The sequence below is a fragment of the Actinoallomurus sp. NBC_01490 genome (assembly GCF_036227085.1).
GTDB classification, from domain to species: domain Bacteria; phylum Actinomycetota; class Actinomycetes; order Streptosporangiales; family Streptosporangiaceae; genus Actinoallomurus; species Actinoallomurus oryzae.
Window position 1 is genome coordinate 11,519,668 of record NZ_CP109433.1, and the last position, 19,670, is coordinate 11,539,337.

At 71.0% G+C, this 19,670-nt stretch carries 12 protein-coding genes and 1 pseudogene; 3 read left to right on the top strand and 10 right to left on the bottom strand.

Features of this window, described 5'->3' with window-relative positions; genetic code table 11:
- Positions 1–10 precede the first annotated feature (10 nt).
- Both OG417_RS53010 and OG417_RS53015 read left to right on the top strand, forming a co-directional pair.
- On the top strand, positions 11–2,938 hold the full coding sequence (locus tag OG417_RS53010) for a hypothetical protein (RefSeq protein ID WP_329247166.1): 2,928 nt from the start codon (positions 11–13) through the stop codon (positions 2,936–2,938).
- Positions 2,939–3,299: 361 nt separating this feature from the next.
- Positions 3,300–3,743, top strand: coding sequence for a hypothetical protein (locus OG417_RS53015; RefSeq protein WP_329247169.1), 444 nt, complete (start codon positions 3,300–3,302; stop codon positions 3,741–3,743).
- Positions 3,744–4,966: 1,223 nt separating this feature from the next.
- Here the strand turns inward: OG417_RS53015 and OG417_RS54775 are convergent.
- From OG417_RS54775 to eccD, 9 genes and pseudogenes are all read right to left on the bottom strand, one after another.
- A pseudogene (locus OG417_RS54775) lies at positions 4,967–5,311 on the bottom strand (WXG100-like domain-containing protein); the annotation flags it as partial.
- A 79-nt stretch (positions 5,312–5,390) separates the two neighbouring features.
- A complete protein-coding gene (locus OG417_RS53025; protein ID WP_329247174.1) occupies positions 5,391–5,753 on the bottom strand; it encodes a hypothetical protein in 363 nt (120 codons plus the stop codon).
- Complete coding sequence (locus OG417_RS53030) at positions 5,746–6,210, bottom strand: YbaB/EbfC family nucleoid-associated protein (RefSeq protein ID WP_329247178.1); 465 nt, start codon at positions 6,208–6,210, stop codon at positions 5,746–5,748. The genes OG417_RS53025 and OG417_RS53030 overlap by 8 nt, the downstream gene beginning before the upstream one ends.
- A gap of 42 nt (positions 6,211–6,252) precedes the next feature.
- A complete protein-coding gene (locus tag OG417_RS53035) occupies positions 6,253–9,378 on the bottom strand; it encodes an AAWKG family protein (RefSeq protein ID WP_329247181.1) in 3,126 nt (1,041 codons plus the stop codon).
- 50 nt (positions 9,379–9,428) lie between these two features.
- Entirely contained in the window at positions 9,429–9,893 is a 465-nt protein-coding gene (locus tag OG417_RS53040; protein WP_329247184.1) for a type VII secretion system-associated protein, read from the bottom strand.
- Positions 9,894–9,977: 84 nt separating this feature from the next.
- Positions 9,978–10,301 carry a WXG100 family type VII secretion target gene (locus OG417_RS53045; RefSeq protein ID WP_329247187.1) on the bottom strand — a complete coding sequence of 108 codons (324 nt, stop codon included), beginning with the start codon at positions 10,299–10,301 and terminating at the stop codon, positions 9,978–9,980.
- 34 nt (positions 10,302–10,335) lie between these two features.
- Positions 10,336–10,677: a hypothetical protein gene (locus OG417_RS53050; protein WP_329247189.1), complete on the bottom strand. Its 342-nt coding sequence runs from the start codon at positions 10,675–10,677 to the stop codon at positions 10,336–10,338.
- Positions 10,678–10,784: 107 nt separating this feature from the next.
- Complete coding sequence (gene eccB / locus OG417_RS53055; RefSeq protein WP_329247191.1) at positions 10,785–12,272, bottom strand: type VII secretion protein EccB; 1,488 nt, start codon at positions 12,270–12,272, stop codon at positions 10,785–10,787.
- Between the two features lie 30 nt (positions 12,273–12,302).
- Entirely contained in the window at positions 12,303–13,700 is a 1,398-nt protein-coding gene (gene eccD / locus OG417_RS53060) for a type VII secretion integral membrane protein EccD (RefSeq protein WP_329247194.1), read from the bottom strand.
- A gap of 234 nt (positions 13,701–13,934) precedes the next feature.
- On the opposite strand from eccD, the gene eccCa reads away from it, so the two are divergent.
- A complete protein-coding gene (eccCa, locus tag OG417_RS53065; protein WP_329247197.1) occupies positions 13,935–17,885 on the top strand; it encodes a type VII secretion protein EccCa in 3,951 nt (1,316 codons plus the stop codon).
- A gap of 154 nt (positions 17,886–18,039) precedes the next feature.
- Here the strand turns inward: eccCa and OG417_RS53070 are convergent, their stop codons facing one another.
- Positions 18,040–19,632: an MFS transporter gene (locus tag OG417_RS53070; RefSeq protein WP_329247200.1), complete on the bottom strand. Its 1,593-nt coding sequence runs from the start codon at positions 19,630–19,632 to the stop codon at positions 18,040–18,042.
- Between the last annotated feature and the right edge of the window lie 38 nt (positions 19,633–19,670).

A 19,670-nucleotide genomic window follows, 5' to 3' on the forward strand; every position in this document is an offset into this window, starting at 1 on the left:
AGGCGGGTTCGTGGCGCTGCGCGACCTGTTCCAGTCGTTGGCCCAGCTCGGCGATCGGCCTGGCCTTGGCGGTGAGCCGCTGCGCCTCCTGCCGGACGCTCTCGGTCAGCCGGCCAGCCTCGGCCGGATCGGTCAGCGCCGAGCGCTCCTCGGTGTAGCGCTCCCGGAGCCGGGTCAGCTCCTCCTCGTGCCAGCGGCGGGTCAGGTTGTCCCACTCGTGCCCGCCACGGCCCAGGTCGACGCGCCCCTGCGGGCCGTCCACGGTGAGCGCGGCCTCGAACGCGCGGTTGGCGGCCCTCTGCTGCCGCCACTCGGCCCGCGCCTCGCGATACTCCCCGCGCAGCTCCCGCACCAGCTCGGCCCGTTCGGCGTCGCCGAGCGAGGACTCGGTCATCTCGTGGACGAAGCGTTCGCGCAGCTCCAGCGCCCGGGGAGACGCCGTGAAGCCGTCGTTCCCCCACAGCCGCCACCGGCCGCCCACCTCCCGGTCGAACATCTCGCCGGCCCGGGCCGCCGCGCGCGCCTGGTCCAGCCGCCGGGTGAGCTCCTCGCCCAGTGCCGTACGGTCCCGGCCGCCCGCCCACTCGTCGGCGAACCACTCGCGGATGGTCTCTTCGTCGGCCAGCGGTGGCCGGGCGTCGTCCGGGCGGGCGGAGAGCCGCCGTTCGAACTCCAGGTACGCCTCGTCGCGGGTGGCGATCTCGGAGCGCAGGGTGGCGAGCTGCTCACGGACCCGGTCCTCCGCCTCGGCCATCCGCGCGGAGCGCGGCGCGAGAGGCGCTTTGGTCTCGACCGCGGTCTCGATCTGCACGAGCAGGGTCTCGGCGTCGTCGGCGGGCAGCGGCGGCTTCTCGTCCTCCGGGGCATCCTCCACGTACGGCCGCCGGTCCTCCGGGTCGCGCGGCGGGCCGTCCGACACGGTCGGAGGGCGCGTGCTCTCGGGGACGGCGGGCGGGGGCTCGATCTCCCCGGCTCGCTGCTCGTACGCCTCGACCGGTTTGCGGGTGATGTCGAGCCGGTCGAAGTTCAGGGTCCACTCGGGGTCGTCGTTCCAGGCCCGGTAGGCCGTCTCGCGCTCCACGGCCCGGGCGCGGAGCTCGGCGAGGCCCGCCCGCGCCGCGTCGATGAGCGCCGTGCGCTCCTCGTCGGTCGCCGCGCGGTCCCAGCCGTCGACGAGGTTCCGCCGCAGCGCCTTGAGCCCGTCCTGGTACTCGTTCCGCGCCGACGGATACGTCAGCGGCGGATGGCCCTCCTCGAACCCGTTCTCCAGCGACTCCAGCACCGAGGCCCGCCGCGTCAGGCGTCCCATCGTCTCGGCGAGCTGGAGCCGCCACGCCTCGTGCTCCGCCTCCGCCTGCGCCCGCAGCCGCGCCACGCGCGGCGCGTCCACCTCGGCCTGGAAGCGTGTCCAGGCGTCCCGCAGGGTGGTGCCGAAGACGTCGCCGTGCTCCTGCTCGCGCGCCAGCATCTCGGGCAGGTCGCGGCCCACGGCGTGGGCTTCGTGGAAGAGCGTCGCCCAGTCGGCCCGGAAGTCGTTCGCCATCGTCTCGAACGTCTGGTCGGCCATGGCGTACCGCCGCCGCGCCCGGCCGGTCAGCTCGCTCGCCTCGCTGGTCATCTCGTGGAAGCGGGTCGCGCCGTCGCCCATCACGCGGTCCAGGCTCGCCTCGAACTCCAGCCGGGCGTTCAGGGACGCCAGGTACGGCCGGAAGTACTCCTGGTAGAAGGCGGCCTCGCGCCGGGCCAGCTCCTCCGGCGACCAGACGCCGTCCTCGGGCCGTCCGACCACCGCCTTGTGCGCCTCGGTCATCGCGGCGAGGAAGTCCGTACGGACCCGCTCGACGTGCTCGTCCCGATGCGCCAGGCCGGTCAGCGCCTCGTTCACCCGGCGGAGCGCGGCGGCGCGGCCGGCGTACTCGTCGAACCGCGCGGGCATCTCCGCGGCCAGCCGGTCGAACGCGGCGGTCAGCGTCGTGGCGTAGTCCTCCCACTCCCGTACGGTCAGCTCCCACGCGTCGCGGTCGCCGAGGAAACGACGGCCCTCCGCGCGCAGGTCGTCGCGCATTTCGGCGAGCACCGCGTCGTGGTCCACCTCGCCGGTCCGCGCCTGCGCGGACTGCTCCCGCCAGGCGATCTCGTACTGCCCCATCTCCTCGCCGGCGCGGGTCAGCAGGGCGTCCTCGCCGGCCTTGGCGCGCAGGCGGGCCGCCCAGCGATCGTTCAGGTCGCGTACCTGGGGCTCCAGCTCCGCGGCGCGGCGTTCGTAGTCGTCCAGGCGGAGCGTGCGGGTCTCGGTGCCGCCCGGCAGGGTTCGGGTACGGGCCGCGAACTCCGCGTCGTACTCGGCGCGCAGCGTACGGGCCTCGGGAGAGCCGTGGTCCAGTCCCGCCTGCTCCAGGAGACCGTCGAAGTACCGGTCGGCGGCGTCTTCGAGGGCCATGCGGGTGCGCAGGCCCCGCGTCAGGTCGTAGACCCGCTGGTCGGCCTCGGTGTGGAACCGGTCCCAGACCTGCGGGTCGACCCGCTCGCCCCGGATGCCGAGCCTCTCGGCGATTCGGCGCACCTCCGACTCGACCGCATCGCCGAACCGCGCCCGCAGCCGGGCGGCGGCGACGGGCGAGTGCGACGTGCCGAGGCCGGTCAGGTCGAAGTCGTTCTCCGCACTGAAGCGGGCCGAGCGTACCGCCGCCTCCAGCTCCAGCTCGTCGGTCAGCCCGTCGGCCAGGTCGTCGAAGCGCTGCTCGAACTCCGACCGGGTCAGCCCGCCGTCCAGGTGCCGTTGGTAGAGCGCCTGCCAGCGGGAGTCGTACCGCTCCCGCACCTGCTCGGTCCACGGCCGCGCGGTGTCGGCGTCGATCCGCGCCTGCTCGCGGATCAGGCGTTCGGCCAGCGTACGGGTGTTCTGGCGGGGGCCCTGCTCCGGCTCGGGCAGCCGTGACTCCAGCGCCTCGGTCAGCCGCGTCGTGAGGGCCGCGTCGTTGTCCTCGGTGAGGGCGCCGGACTCGGTGCGGACCGCCTGGTACGCCGCGGTGACCTCGTCGGCGAGGTGTTCCGGGACCCCGGCCGAGCGCACCAGCGTCGCGAGATCGGGGCGGGGGGCGTTCGGGGGCACGCCGTGCGTGTTGGACACGAGGTACGTGGCGACGGCGGCGTCGAGGTGTTGGTCGGCGTCGCGCTGCCGCCAGTACCGGCGGTCCTCGTTCTCCAGCCGCTCGGTGTAGCGGCGTACCTGGGCGTCCTGGCCGGCCTGGAGCCGCTGCTGGACGGTGTGGTCGCCGGCGTCGAAGACGAAGTTCGGCGTGACGTCCTCGTGCCCGGACACCAGGGTCGCCGGCGGTGCCGGGTCATGCGGCACCGGCGTGGTGTCGTGCGACGTCGTGTCGTGCGACGTCGTGTCGTGCGACGTCGTGTCGTGCGACGTCGTGTCGTGCGACGTCGTGTCGTGCGACGTCGTGTCGTGCGACGTCGTGTCGTGCGACGTCGTGTCACGCGACGTGTCGTCGTGCGGCACCGTGTCCTGCGGTGGGCCGTCGTGCGACGTGGTGCCCGGGTCCTGCGACGTCGTGTCGCGGGGGGTCGCCGGAGACTCGTGCTCGGCCGGAGGCGTGTCGTCGCCGGAGCGGTTCGTGTCCGACTCGGTGCGTACGGGCCGCGCGGGCGGCACCGGCCGGTCCTGGAACGTGCCATCGCGACCGGGCACCGGGGCCGGCGCCGACTCGGGCGGCCGGGAGGGCGGCAGCTGAGCCGGCGCGGGCTCGGCGAGCCGGGACGTGACGACCGGGGGCGTGGACGACGTGGTCGGCGGCGGCTCCACGATCGGCACACCGTTCTCGTCCAGCACCGGGGACCTCACGATGGGCACGCCGTTCTCGTCCAGCAACGGCGTGGTCTCGGTGAGCGAGGTGTCCTCCGGGAGGTTCTCCCGCGTCACCGGCGGGCCGTTCACGCCGCCCGAAGCCCGGGTGGTGGCGGCGAACGGGTTCGTGGACGGCGTGACCGGCGGGGTCTCCGCCAGCGGCGTGGGGTTCTCCTCCAGCATCCGCGGCGTCTCGCTGGACGGAACCCGCGCGCGCGGCAGGTTCGGCGGGACCGGCGCCCCCTGCTGGATGTCGGGCGGGGTCCGGCTGCCGTTCACGGCCGCCGGGTCCTCCACCTGCGGAGGGACGATCGGCTCGTCGTTGAGCGTCTCCCGCGGCGGCGGTTCCGTGAGGCCCGGCCCGGATCGCAGCGGGCCGCCGCCCCCGGGGCCGCCGAGCCCCGGAGTCGGCGGGTCCGAAGGCGGCAGGTCGATCGTCTCCGGCGGCCGGTGCGTGTCGATGTTCCTCGTGCCGGTGCCGCCGGTGGAGTCGTCCGGCGGCCGGCTCGACGGCGGGTCGGCCGACAGGTCGGAATGGTCCGGCGGCCGGAGGAGGGCGGGGTTGATGTCCAGCTTCGTCATGCGGTACTTCATGCCGCCCAGGGCCGCGCCCCGTACGGCCGCGCCGAAGGCCACACCGCCGATGCCGGCCCCGACGAACATCATCGGCAGGACCTGCCAGTTGCCGTCGATCAGCCCTTGGGTGAAGGTGCCGGCGATCGCGCCGCCGCCGCCCATCTTGATGAAGTCGCCGGTGATGTTCGTCAGTTCGGTGACGAACCGGTTGTCCAGGCTCTTGAGGGCGTTCCCGATCAGGTTGTCGAAGAGACCGCCGATGCCCCGGATGCCGATGTCGGCGAGGGCTCCGCCGAGCGCGCCCTCCCCGACCCACTTCCAGTCGACGTGGGGGCCCCGCGGGTCGCCGTCGATGGAGCTCGCGATCAGGCTCGCCGCCATCATCAGCAGTGCGCCGATCGCCGCCTGGATGGCCGTCGGCATGACGAACCGGAGGAGCGACAGCAGCCGGTCCAGGATCATCTCGATGCCGAGACGTGTGGTCTGCTCGGCGATCGCCTCCTCGCCGAGCGTCGAGCCGCCGGTGAAGGCGGCCAGCGCCGACATGATCGCCAGCTGCACCATCAGCGCGATCAGCATCGCGATGATCTGGACCTGGGCCTCCAGGAGGCTCCGCGACCACTCGCCGACCTGGTCGCCCATCTGCTGGGCGGCCTCTCTGATCTGGTCGATGTGGTTGATGCCGCCGGTCGCGCCGAGGAACGCGCCGAACGTCTGCTTGAACTGCTCGATGACCTCGTCGGGCAGCGCGCCGTCGATGCCGGTGACGACCTCGGCGTAGTGCTCCGCGAGCGAGCCCAGGTCCTGGTCGAGGGTGTCGAACGGCTCCCTGAGCGCGTAGACGTCCTGGGGAACGGCCTCCGGCGGTTCCGTCCCCATCAGGAACAGGAAGAGCTTGCGTTCGTCCTCGTTGAACGTCAGCCCTTCCGGCGCGTCACCCACGACCCCGTGCCCTCACTTACCTGCCGTGCGTGCCGCCTCTCCCCGGCAGGCCCTCACCCTGGTAAGAGCCGTACTCGTTGATGGCGTCGACGACCCCCGCCTGGGTCTTCTGCGTGTACTTGCTCTGGAGGTTGAGCGCTTCGGGGAATCCGTCGGCGACCCGACCCAGCGCGATGATCACTTGGTGAAGCTGGAGCTTTTGGTTGTTGAGCTGCGTGAACGCGGTCCGGCCGAACTTGTCGTGGCCGAGGACGTCCCCGGCGTTGCTCAGGCCGTCCACGAAGCGCTCGCCGATGCCGTTGATCAGGTGCCCCAGGCCTTCGATCTTCTCTATGGCCGCCTTGGCCCGGGCCGGGTCCGCTTGGAACTTGTCAGACATCGTCGCCGTCCTCCACGATCTCGTCGTGCAGTTTCCGCGCCGTCCGGTCACGGCGCGTCGCGCCCTGGCGGCCTCCCGCCTTCAGCGCCGATCCGAAGATCTGGTCCCAGTCGGGGGTGTAGCCGGGCAGGTCCGAGCCGCCCTGGCCGATCCGCCTGATCTCGGAGAAGGTCTCCTTCACCCGGCGGGCCATCACCGCCCGCCCCTTTCCGGCCGCCTCGACGATGGCCGCGGAGAGCTGCGCCGCCTCCATCGTCCGGTACTTCTCGTCCAGGAACTTCACCCGCTTCAGCTCACCCTGCGGGCCGACCGTCACCTCGACGGAGCGGTCCTTGGACCGTACGGTCGTGGACGCCTCGTTCAGCTCGGCGCGCGCCCGGGCCACCGCGGCCTTGGTCGACTCGAGGCGCTCCCGCGCCTCGGCGACCCGCGCCGCCATCTCCTCATTCAGGTCCATCTACGCTGTCTCCTCCCTCGTGCCGCGTGACCGTGGCGTACGTCATCCGATGACGGCGGGCGAGCCGCCCTCGTCGGTGCCCCAGACGTCGTCCTCCTCGGGCACCCATGCCTCACGCTCCCGCTCGCCGCTCTCGGTCACCTCGCGTTCGGCGTCCGACCCGTACGGGTCGTAGCCCGAGGCGGTGGGCGTGCGCCGGCCCGCCGCGGTCTCGGGCTCGTAAGGAGTACGGCGGCTCCGCCGGCCGAGGGAGCCGCCCTCGGCGGTGACGATGTCATCGTCGTCGTAGACCTGGCGGACGCGCTCGCCGGAGCGCTGCCTGTCGGCCCCTCCCATGCCCCCCATTCCGCCCATGCCGCCCATGCCCATCGGGCCGCCCATGGGCCCGCCGGACGTCGTGGGGGTGCCGCCGGTGGTGGTCCCGTCGATGCGGGTGCCCAGCGGCAGGTAGTTCCCGGCCTCGGTCACGGAGCTGCCGGGCACCTGCTGGGCCGTCGGCAGGGAGGCCGCGGAGCCCAGCGTCCCGTCGTAGGGCAGGTCGTGCAGCTCGGGCTCGTAGTTCGAGCCGATGGTGGAGACGTGGGGCAGCGTGGCACCTCCGCCCAGCGGCGTGGTGATGGTCTGCCCGTCCGGCTCGTGTGTGGTCGCCACGCCCGTCTCCGGGTTGACCGTGGTGACGCTGCCGTCCGGGAAGTGAGTCGTGAGGGTCCCGTCGTTGTTGACCGTCGTCGTGCTGCCGTCGGGGTTCGTGAAGGAGTGGCCGGGGCTCAGGTGCTCGGTGCTGACACTGCCGTCCGGGAGGGTCGTCGTCTCCAGTCCCGTGTGCGGGTTGATGGTCGTCGAGCTGCCGTCGCTGTAGTCGGTGGTGACGGTCCCGTCGGGGTTGAGATGGGTCTGGCTGCCCATCTGGCCGCCCACGGCGTTCTCCAGTTGGTGCTGGAACTGGTCCTGCTGCTGCTGGAGTTGCTGCTGGAGCTGCTGTTGCTGCTGTGCGGTGGTCCCGCCGCCCGGCAACTGCTGCTGGAGTTGCTGTTGCTGCTCGTACTGCTGCTTGGCCAGGTCCTGCTGGTCCTGGCGCTGTTGCTCGTACTGCTGCTTGGCCTGGTCCTCCTGCCTCTGCTGGAGGGCCTCCGCCTTCGCCTCCTGCTCCTTCTGGAGCTGCTCCTGCCTCTTCTCCTGCTCCTGCTGGTCCTGGCGCTGCTGCTCGTACTGCTGCTTGGCCTGCTCTTCCTGCTTCTGCTGGTACTCGGCCTGGGTCTTCTGCTGCTCCTTGTACTGCTGCTGGGCCAACTCCTCCTGTCTCTTCTGCTCCTCCTCCTGTTTCTTCTGTTGCTCCTCCTGGTCCTGGCGCTGCTGCTCGTACTGCTGCTGCGCCTTCGCCTCCTGTTCCTTCTGGAGCTGTTCCTGTTTCTTCTCCTGCTCCTCCTGCTTCTTCTCCTGCTCCTTCTGCATGGCCATCTGCATGGCCATCTGCTGCTGGTACTGCTGTTCGGCCTTGGCCTCCTGCTCCTTCTGCAGCTGCTCCTGCTTGGCCTCCTGCTCCTTCTGCAGTTTCTCCTGCTCGGCCTGCTGCTCCTTCTGTTCCTGCTCCTGTTCCTGGCGCTCCTTTTCGGCCTTGTCCTCCATCTCCTTCTGATGGGCCAGGTCGTCGGCCCGCTGCTTGTCGGCCTTGTCCTCCATCTCCTTCTGGTGCGCCGCCGCGGCCGCCGCGTCGGCCGCCGCCTTGTCCTCCATCTCCTTCTGATGCGCGAGGTCGTCGGCCCGCTGCTTGTCGGCCTTGTCCTCCATCTCCTTCTGGTGCGCCGCCGCGGCCGCCGCGTCGGCCGCCGCCTTGTCCTCCATCTCCTTCTCATGCGCCGCCGCGGCGGCCGCCGCGGCGTCCGCCTTGTCCTGTTCCGCGGCGGCCTTGTCGGCCTGGTAGTCGGATTGGAGGCTGACGCTCTGGGTGGTCAGCTTCTGCAGGGTCTTGGTCAGGTCGACCCAGGCGTTGTTGACCGCGTCGAGTGCCTTGCTGCCGGCCTCCCCGAGTGTGTTGACGACGGAGGTCTGCCAGCGGGTGATCGCCTCGTCCCCGATTTTCTTCCAGGTGGAGAGGTCGTTCAGGTCGCCGTACCCGACGTTGGTGGTGAAGCCCCCGCTGGCGACCTCGTTCGTCCACGTGGTGCTGCCGCCGTAGTAGCCGCCGTAGTAGTGCGCCTTGGCGCGGACCTTGACGAGGTTGTTGTCCCAGATGTCGTCGGTGACCTCGAGCAGGATGTCGTGCAGCCACCGCAACGGGTTGCCCTCGTAGAGCGCCCAGGTGCTCCAGGTCGAGTGCAGGTTGGAGATCGCGTTGGAGATGCCCTGCCTCGCCCGGCGCAGGTCGTCGCCGGCCTTGGAGAAGATGAATTCCAGCGGAAGCGTGTCGGAGTAGTTCTGATACGTCACGCCGAGCTGGTGGATGATGTCCCAGAAGACGCCGGCGGCCTGTCCCCGCCACGCCGGGTCTTCCGAGTCGCCGAGCTCATCCTCCCAGCTCTGGATCGTGGCGCGGGAGAGGTAGAAGAACCGCGACGCCCGGTCGAACGCCTTGGCGGCCCGTTCGAACCCGGTCAGGTCGACGGCGTTCTTGTCATCGACGTGGATGTCGTTCCAGGAGAACCCATAGGTGGAGTAGTGCGGGGCGTTCAGCAGCTCATTGAGCGCTATGCCACCGCCGTAGCTGTAGCTGGCGAGCGGCCGGGAGTCCCACCCCTTGAAGTCGTCTCCCATGAGATTGCCGCTGTTCTCGGTGAACGTCGCACCGTGGGTCACGCCACCCGCCGGGACGTCGTGGTTGGCGTCCGTGCCCAGCAGTGTGATCCGCGCCTTGCGCATGTTCACCGTCGACCCGACGCTCGTCGACCCGTTGAAGAACGGCACGACGAAGTCGGTGTTCTCGATGCGCCAGCCGGAGTTCTGCGTCCGCCAGTTCATCGCGTTGATGGCGCTCAGCTCGGCGAGGTCCGGCTCGACGTCCCAGTCGTGGATCTCGACCTTCATCAGCGGGATGTCGTCGTTGCCGTACAGCTTGTCCTTGAAGATCGTGCCGCGCGGAGGCAGCACGTAACCGGTGAGCAGGTTGACGGCCTCGGCCCACTTGTCGTTCGTCGAATACGCTGGGGCCTTGTCGTCGCTGTCGTCCGCCATGGTCCGCTCTCCGGTGGAAGATGTGCGTGGGCCGGGTTGTCACCCGGCGCTCAGGACTGCTCGGTGGAACCCGTCCCCTGGAAGTCGCCGGGCAACGTGCCCAGGCCGTCCAGGAAGATCTTTCCGTCGATCTTCGTCAGATTGTCGTGCTGACCGTCCATCAGCTTGGTGATCGTGGTGTCGAGGTTCCGGTGCAGGTCGTTGAACAGCTTGATCTGCTTGACGTAGATGTCCGAGATCGACTGCGCGACGTCGGTGATCTTCGAGACGACCGCCTTGCCGTGGGTGCGCGAGTCGTCGGTCGCGAGCTGGCCGACCGACAGCGGGTGCTGGATCTTGAAGATCTCGTTCTCGTGCTCAGGGATCTTGCCGTTCCCCAGGAGGCTGTCCATCGTCACCCCCTCGTCGTTGTCCTGATTCGCGACCTTGTCGAGGGAGTTCGCGAAGGGGACGATCTGGTTGTCGATGAAGCTTTTCAGCCCCGCCTTGTCCAGCTTCAGTTTGTTCTCGGCCATTGCTCGCCTCTCCGGAGTGCGTGGACGTCGGGCTCTCTTCGCCGCCTCCGGCCGCCCGTACGACGAGCGGCCGAAGGCGGGCGGTCAACCGCCGATCCGTACCTCGGACCACATCTGGCTGAGGTTGTTCTCGTTGTACTTGTAGCTGCCGGAGATCTCGTCCAGAAGTTTCGAATGGTTGGTGAGCATGTCCTCCATCGCCTTGATGGCGTTGTCCCACGCGGTCTGCTTCTGGGTGTAGGTGTCCTTGTCCTCACCGATCCAGGTGTTCTTGAGCTGGGTGAGCTCCATCTCCATGTTGGAGATCGTCTGGGCGATGGCCTTCGTCTGGGAGACCAGGTCGTCGGCCGCGTTGTTCATGTGGGAGTAGTCGACGTAGATGTAGCCGTCGGTGAAGTCCTCGCTCATGGGAATCCTCGTTTCTCGTCAGTGGGGTCCGCGATCAGCCGTGCAGGGCGTTGAAGACGGCCTCCGACTGGTTGTACGCCTGGTTGATCTGCTCGTTGCTCGAACCCTGCTGCTGGTGCTGCTTCTGGAGGGTTGTGTTGAGCTTGTCGACCATGTCCCGCAGATTGGTGAGGATGACGTCGCACTGCTGTTCCCAGCCGTTGATGAGATCACCGAACGCCCCGCCGTCCGTGCCCTTGTAGCCGGAGGCGAGGTTGTGGCGCGTCGACTCGACGTCCTGCCGGATCTTCGTGATGCCGGTGAACGCCTGCTCCAAGGCGTTGATACCGTTCTTGGTCGCCGTAACCTGCGACTGTTGCATTCCGCTGCCTGCCACCGCTCGCCTTCCTCTCTGGTTCGGGTGCACGGAACGGGGGCAGGATGGAGAGCGCTCTTCGAGGTGGCGCGTCCACCATCCGGTTCATCGCCCCATGCCCCTTTTCCTTATCGGGCGTGACTTGTCGTCGACTTGTCACCGCCTTGCGCGGTGTTTCCGCACGGCTGTGGCGTCGCCGGGGTGGCGGAGCCCGACGCCGCCGCCGAGCTCAGGTCCGGGCCGGCCGGCAGCATCGCCAGCAGCGTCGACGGCAGCGCCACCGCCTCTCCGACCGAGTAGCCGAGCGCCGCGAGGTCGCCGCTGGTCGGCACGCGGTACTTGGTGCCGGTGTCGGTGACGAGGTACACGGTGGCGCCGCCCGTGCCTCCGTCGGCCGCCAGAGCCCGTACGAGAACGCCGCCGCCGGGCGGGGTGGTGATGCGGTCCACCGGGACACAGGCGGCGGAGGTCGGCGCCTGCGCGACCAGGCCGAGCGTGGCCGGGTTCGCCAGCACCACGCTCACCCGGGGGCCCGCGCCGCCCGGCGCGACCCGTACGCAGGCGGACTGGAGCGTGCCGCGGCCCACGAGCCGCGGTGGCGTCTCCGGCATCGCCCCCGGGGGCGACGTCTGGTCCGCCGGGGCGAGGTGCGTGTTCAGCACGTCGGCCGACAGCGAGGTCGCGGTCGCGCTCCGGTTCCCGTACGCGAGGCGGCGGACGTCCGGGTCGCCCAGCAGCAGGTCGGCGACGGTGACGCTGATCCTTACCAGGCCGTTCTGGCGCAGCTGGTAGTAGTGCGGATCGGCGCCGATCACGCCGACCCGGAACACCTGGCCGATGCGGGTCGCGTGGCCGTCCAGCGTCGGTCCGGCGGTGCCCATGCCGGGTACGGCGGGAGCGGTCAGGTCCGGCCCGGCCGGCAGCGCGTCGAGGAACGCCGCCGAGACCGGAGACACGGTCTGCCCCGCGTAGCCGAGCGCGGACATCGCGCCGCCCTTCTGGTTCAGCCGGAGCCGGCTGCCCTGCCACACGAGGTACACGTCGGGACCGGGTCCGGTGACGAGCATTCCCTCACCCGCCGTCAGCGGTGCGTCGCCCGTGGTCTTCGCGCCCACGGCGAGCGTGGTGGAGGTGGCGACGGAACCGGCCGCACCGGTACCGGAGCACACCGCCCACGGGTCCCGGCTGAGATCCGCCGGGCTCGGCAGCGAGTCGGGCGCGCCGACGATGCCGACCGGCTGCCCGTGCGGCGCGCCGGCCAGCGACTTGTTCCGCACCTTGCGCGTCGTCAGCTTGGTGCCGCCGATCAGGCGCGCCGAGGCGTAGTTGCGGACCGGACGGAGCCGGCCGTCCACATAGAGGTACGAGGCGCCGGTGTCCTGGTCGACGATCAGACTCTGGGAGTCACGCCAGGTGTTCGAACGGCCCGGGGAGATCAGTCCCCAGATGAACGCCGCGGCGCACAGCAGCACCGCGACGACGATCCCGGCGATCGCGCCGCGGTTCGTACGGCCCTGCGGGCTCTCCGGCGCGTCCGGGTCGGCCCGCAGCATCCCGGAGGTGATCCGGCCCATGACGAACAGGTGGGCCTGGACCTGGTCACGACGTGACTGCATCGTCTCCCGCCCGTCCTCTCCAGCCTCCGGTCAGCCGATCGCCCGCAACTCGCCGTACACGCCGAGGACCCACAGGGCCAGGGGCAGCAGGCTGACCGCCACCAGGCTGTGCAGGATCTCCGCGGCCCGGCCCCAGTACGGCACGAGCCGGCGGCCCGGAACGATCCATCCGCAGATGAGAAGCGACGTGGCGGCCGCCGCCACCCCGACGGCCGGCAGCGTCCGGCCGCCCGGATCGGCCCCGGCGACCTCGACGGCGACCATCATCGCCGCGCCCCAGACTCCCGGCGCGACCAGGGACAGCCGCTGCCAGACGTTGCCCAGGCCCCGGCTGTGCAGCACCAGGAGCAGGGACACCGCGGCGGCCATCAGCAATTGGGCGAGCCGGCCGTCCCGCGCCAGCGCGGTCACGCAGAGGGCACAGGTCAGACCGGCCGTGGCGTACAGGGCGGTCATCCAGGTGTCGGCGAGCACCGCGCGGGCGGCGACGGCCGACGGCGAGCGCGGTTCGATGCCCTCCTGGAGCTGGTCGGCGTTGGTCGGCAGGGGTGGTGTTCGCAGCCCTGACAGCCGGAACGACAGCGACGGCACGAACGCGCCGAAGGCGACCGCCACCAGGGCGACGATGCTCGCCGCGTGCCCGGGTGGCATGTTCGCGACCATCAGCAGGGTGCCGCCGAGCGCGCCCGCGATCGCGAACACCGTCGCGCCGACGAAGAAGGCCGTGTAGGCCGCCACCACGGCGAGCGCGAGCACCGAGCCGCCCGCCTCCGCCGCGGATGCGGCCAGCAGCCGGGCGCCGAGCGTCCGGTAGTGGTCCGGGCCGGCCAGCGCGCCGCCGGGCAACAGCCAACCGGCCAGCACGAGGTACGGGCCGGCCATCGCGCCCAGCAGCGCGGCCGCGGCGGCGTCGCCCACGGCGCGGCTCGCCGCGGCGGCCCCGGCCAGCAGCAGCAGCGCGAACGCGCCCGCCGTGATCTCGCGCTGCACGGCCGGACCGCCCGGCAGCGCGATGATGACCAGCGCGCCGATGAGGGCCGCCAGCGTCAGCCCGCGCAGCAGCCGGCGGCTCGCCTGCGGGCTCCAGCCGTGCGGGCTCTCCTTCATGGTGGTCGAGATGCCGTCGACGATGTCGTCCAGCCGTACCTCGGGCAGCGCCTCGGTGCGAGGCCGCAGGTAGACCGTGTCACCGTCGCGCAGCCCGAGCGACTCGAGGGTGGCCTCGTGGTCGAGCGGAGCCTCGCCCAGCCGCTGGAGCACCCAGCCCTCGTGCTCGAGGCCCGCCTCCCCGAGGTCGTCCCCGCCGTATCCGAGCACGGCCGGAAGCAGGTCGGCGACCGGAACGTCTGAGGGGACGGCGAGGTCGATGGCCTTCGAGGGCGCGCGCACCGTCAACCGGCACAGTCCCGCCGCCGTGCCATTGGCCATGGGCCCTCCTTCGAGGTTCGGGCGTGTTGTGTTGTTCGGTCGGTCTCGTCAGTGCTCTCCGCTTGGGCATACGTACGCGGCGAACACCTGGTTCACCCCGGGTTCGGGCGATCCGGCCGGTGGCTGGCCACTGTACGATGCCTGGCAACGAGTCCGCTCGCTCTCCTCGGCCGCTCTCCGCACACCGTCGACCCACCGCCGCTGTGCCGTGCCGTACACGCCAGGAGGCCCTCGTTGAGTTTCGTGCTTTTCCGCAGGCCGGCGCGCCGACGTGCGCCGGAGATGCCCGACGGGGAGATCAATCTCCAGGAGCCGCCCACGCTCCCGGAGACGGTGCCCGACTCGTCCGCCGTCTGGACCTACCTGCCGATGGCGCTGATGTCCGGTGCCATGGTCATGATGTACATGACGCGCGGCGGCGGAAGCAGGGCCAACGGCTTCCTGCCGATCTCGCTGATCATGATGGTCCTCGCCGCGGGCGCCATGCTGCTGGGCAACGGGATGCGCCGCAGCAGCGAACGCAAGCAGAAGCTGAAGGGCGCGCGCCGCGACTACCTGCGCTATCTCTCCCAGACCCGGCGCAAGGTGCGCTCGGCAGTGCGCGACCAGCAGAAGGCCCTGGTCTGGCGGCACCCGGCGCCGCAGACGCTGTGGTCGGTGGTCGGCACCACCCGGATGTGGGAGCGCCGGCCGACGGACCCCGACTTCGCCGAGGCGCGGCTGGCGATCGGTGAGCAGAAGCTGGGGCTGCGGCTGTCGCCGACGTCCAGCAAGCCGGTCGAGGACCTCGAGCCCCTCACCGCGCACGCGCTGCGCAGCTTCATCCGCGCGTACGCCACCGTGCCGAACCAGCCCACCGCCGTCTACCTGCGGTCCTGGGCCCGGCTGCTGATGCGCGGCGACGAGGACGCCATCCGCGGGATGGTCCGGGCGATGATCGCCCAGCTCGTCGTCTTCCACTGCCCGGACGACCTGTGGCTCGCGCTGTGCGTCGCGCCCGGCCGCCGCGCCGAGTGGGAGTGGGCCAAGTGGCTGCCGCACAACCTGAACCCGCACGACAACGACGGCGCCGGGCCCGTCCGCATGATCGCCACCGACTTTCCGGAGCTGGAGGGCATGCTGGGCGCCGAGTTCTGGGAGCGCCCGCAGTACGACCCGGAGGCGCACACCGGACGCGAGGAGCCGTACACGCTCATCGTGGTGGACGGCGCCACCGTTCCGGCCGGGCACCCGCTGGACGGGCCGGGGATGCGCAACGTCACCGTGCTGGACCTGAGCGGCGCGCTCACCTGGCGGCCCGGCCGTACGACCCTGCGCCTCGACGTGCGGGACGGCGAGCTGCGGCTGGTCCGTACCGACCGCGACCGCAAGGAGCAGACGACCCTGCTCGGCCGGCCCGACGAGCTGGGCGTACGGAGCGCGTCCGCGCTGGCCAAGCGGCTCGCGCCGTACCGGCTGGGCGTGGGCGGCGATACGGCGGAACCCCTGTCGTCCACCATCGACCTGGCCACGCTGCTCGGCATCCCCGACCTGTACCGCCACGACCCGCGGACACTGTGGCGCAAGCGCACTCCCTCCGAGCGGCTGAAGGTGCCGATCGCGGTCGGCGTCGACGGGGCGCCGGTGGAGCTGGACATCAAGGAGTCCGCCCAGGGCGGCACCGGACCGCACGGCATGCTGATCGGCGCGACCGGCTCGGGCAAGAGCGAGCTGCTGCGCACGCTCGTGCTGGCGATGGCGCTGACCAACTCCTCCGAGACGCTCAACTTCGTCCTGGTCGACTTCAAGGGCGGCGCGACCTTCCTCGGCCTGGACGAGCTGCCGCACGTCTCCGCGGTCATCACCAACCTCGCCGACGAGGCGTCCCTGGTCGCCCGCATGCGCGACGCCCTCCACGGCGAGCTGATGCGGCGTCAGGAGCTGCTGCGCGCCGCGGGCAACTACGTCTCCGTGCTGGAGTACGAGAAGGCGCGTGCCTCCGGCACGCCGCTGGAGCCCCTGCCGAGCTTGTTCGTGGTGGTGGACGAGTTCAGCGAACTGCTCGCCGCGCACCGCGACTTCATGGAGCTGTTCGTGATGATCGGCCGGCTCGGCCGCAGCCTCGGCGTGCACCTGCTGCTCGCCTCACAGCGGCTCGACGAGGGCCGGATGCATCAGCTGGAGAGCCACCTGTCGTACCGCATCGGCCTGCGGACGTTCTCGGCCATGGAGAGCCGCGGCGTGCTCGGCGTACCCGACGCGCACACGTTGCCGCCGCAGCCCGGCAGCGGCTTTCTCAAGACCGGCGTCGAGGCGCTGACGCGGTTCCGCGCGGCCTACTCCTCCGGGCCGTACCGGGCGCGCGGCCGGGCCGACCAGGCACGGGTCGCGAGCCAGGTCGTGCCGTGGTCCGCCTCGCGGGTCGCGCCGGTCGAGCCGCCCGAGCCCGTGGAGAGCGAGGAGGAGCCCGAGGAGACCGGCGAGACGCTGCTGTCGGTCGCGGTCGACCGGATGCGCGACGCCGGGCCGCCCGCCCACCAGGTGTGGCTGCCGCCTCTGGACCTGCCCCCGACCCTCGACCAGATCCTCCCGCCGCTCGAACCCGACGACGATCTCGGCCTGACCACCGTCGACTGGGAGCTCCGCGGCGAGCTCGCCGTGCCGGTGGGCATCGTCGACCGGCCCTTCGAGCAGATCCGCGACCTGCTGGTCATCGACCTGCACGGCGCGGGCGGCCACGTCGCCATCGCCGGCGGTCCGCAGAGCGGCAAGAGCACGCTCGTCCGCACCCTCATCTCCGCGCTGGCGCTCACCCACACGCCACGCGAGGTGCAGTTCTACTGCCTCGACTTCGGCGGCGGCACGCTGGTCGGGCTCGCCGGCCTCCCGCACGTCGCCGGGGTCGCCGCGCGCATGGACGCCGAACGCGTCGGCCGCACGATCGCGGAGGTCACCGCGCTGCTCGCCGACCGCGAGCAGTTCTTCCTCGCCAACGAGATCGACTCGATGGCGACCTACCGGCGGCGCCGGGCGGAGGGGGAGTTCGCCGACCAGCCGCACGGCGACGTGTTCCTCATCGTGGACGGGTGGTCGACCCTCCGGCAGGACTACGACCGGTACCTCCCGACGTTCAACGCGATCGCCGCCCGGGGCCTGAACTACGGCATCCACCTCATCATCACCACCGCCCGCTGGGTCGAGCTGTCGGCGGCCGTACGCGACCAGGCCGCGACACACCTGGAGCTGCGGATGGGCGACCCGATGGACTCGGAGATCGACCCGCGCCGCGCCGCCTCGGTGCCGCGCGCCCCCGGCCGTGGCATCACCCGCGACAACAAGCTGCACTACCTCACCGCGCTGCCGCGCATCGACTCGGTGGAGAGCGCCGGCGACCTCGCGGAGGGGGTCGCGGGGCTGGTCGCGGCGGTGAGCGAGAGCTGGGCGGGGCCGCCCGCGCCACCGGTGCGGATGCTGCCGGCCACGCTGCACGCGAGCGAGCTGCCCGCGCCTGAGGGCGACTTCCGCGTGCCCCTCGGGCTGGAGGAGGAGCGGCTCTCCACGGTGTGGCACGACTTCGGCGAGAACCCCCACATGATCGTGGTCGGCGACACCGAGTGCGGCAAGACGAACCTGCTGCGGCTCATGGCCAAGGCCATCACCGAGCGGTACACGCCCGAAGAGGCCCGCATCATGGTGGTTGACTACCGCCGTGAACTGGTCGAGGCGGTGCCCGACGAATACCGGCTCGGGCACGCCGTCTCGATCGACGCGCTGCGCGACCTCCTGGACGGCGCCGGGCGGGCGATCCGGGCCCGCGTGCCGGGCCCGGACATCGCACCGGCCCGGATGCGGCTGTGCGACTGGTGGAGCGGCCCCCGGCTGTTCATCCTGGTCGACGACTACGACATGGTCGGCGCGGGCCCGATGCAGCACCCGTTCGACCCGCTCATCCCCCATCTCGCGCTCGGCTGGGAGGTCGGCCTGCACGTGGTCGTCGCCCGGTCCGCCGCGGGCGCGGGGCGCGGCCTGAACGAGATGATGATGCGACGGCTCCAGGAGGTCAACACGCCGTCCCTGCTGATGTCCTGCCCGCCGGACGAGGGCTTCCTGTTCGGCAACGTCAAGGGCCGCATCCTGCCCCCCGGCCGGGCGCTGCGGATCGCCCGGCGAAAGACGGTGCAGATGCAGACGGCTCTGCTCGACTGAGCCGCCCGCGAGAGCCCCCTCACACGGGCGAGGGCCTCGCCCGCACGGTGACCGGTTCGGGTTACTGCTCTAGTTGTATTGACCACGAGCGTTGTTGACAGTGGGCGGGGTGGTTCTGTCCTTTGCTTCCGGCTGTGACCCGGCTCTTGTGCGGTCAGCCGGCGGAGACAGCCTCAGCGGGGTCCGTCTCGTCCGCGACCGCAGAGGAGGTGTTCTTGGGACCACGGAGGGCGATGTAGACGAGTAGGGCGCCCATGATGGCGGCGCCTGCCCACATGGCCTGCTGCCAGCCGTCGATAAAGGACTGGTGGGCTGCATGGAGCAGGTCCTGTGCGTGCGGGCCGGTGCTGCCGGCCGCCTCGACGGCGTTGGCGACGCCTTCCCGGGCGGTGTCCGCGGCGCTTTGGGGGATGCCGTGCAGCTTGTCGTCGATGGCGTTGCGGTAGCCGGCGGATACGAGTGCGCCGAGCAGGGCGACGCCGAGTGCGGTGCCGAATTCGCGGGTGACGTCGTTGAGGGCGGAAGCGACGCCCTGCTTGTCGCGCGGCAGGGAGGCGGTGATGGCCTCCGTGGACGGGGTCATCGACAGGCCCATGCCGACGCCCATGGCGAGCAGGCCGGGCAGGACGGAGAGGTAGCCGCCGCTGACGGAGACGAATAGCGCCATGAGCACCATGCCGACGCCGGCCAGTGCGATGCCCACCACCATGGTCGAGCGTGCGCCGATCCCTACGGCCAGCTTGGGGGCCAGGCCGGAGGCCATCATCATCGCGACGGCCATGGGCATCGTCGCGAGCGTGGACAGCAGGCCCGACCAGCCGAGTACGGCCTGGAAGAACGGGAAGAGGACCACGCCGATGCCCGCCTGGACACCGAAGACCACCAGCAGCGTGAGCGAGCCGCCTGACAGTCCGCGCTCCCGGAATAGGCGCACGTCCAGCAGTGAGGCGTCGCGGCGGTGCAGCTCCCAGGCCACGAAGCCGATGGCGGCGCCGAGACCGACGGTCAGGCTGATCAGCGTTGCGGGCGCGGTCCAGCCGCGTTCGGGGCCTTCCTGCAGGACGAAGATGAGGCCGGTCACGGCGATCACGGAGACAAGGGCGCCGAGGGTGTCGAATCGGTGGGCCGAGGTCTCGCGGGAGTTGGGAACCGACTTCAGCGTCATGGCCAGGGCCACCAGGATCAGGACCAGGGGCAGGGTGAACAGCCAGCGCCAGTCGGCGACGTCGACGAGAAGCGCGGCGAGGAACATGCCCAGGATGCCGCCGCCTCCGGCGACGCCGGTCCACACGCCGATCGCCTTGCCGCGCTGCTCTTCGGGGAAGGTGGAGGTGATGACGGCCAGCGTGATCGGCATGATCATCGCGGCGCCGATACCGCTGACCACGCGCGCGGCGAGCATCACCTCCGCTGTTGGGGCCAGGGCGGCGACCACGGTGGCGATGCCGAAGACTGCCAGCCCGGCAACGAGCATGGGCTTGCGGCCCAGGCGGTCACCCAGGGCGCCGAGCGGCAGCAACAGCGCGGCCAGGGCAAGGGTGTAGATGTTGATGATCCACAGGACTGTGCTCTGGGAAGCGTCGAATTCCACGGCCATGTGGGTCTGCGCGACGTTCAGCCCGGTCACCGAGGCGATGACCGCCATCAGGGCGATCGAGACGCTGATCAGGATCGAGCGCAGCTGACGCGCATCAGGGGCACCCCCGCCGTCGGCCGGCGTGGCCGGTATGGGCTGGTTCGTACTCATGGATTCCTCTCAAAACGGGCATGCCGAGTCAGCGCCGG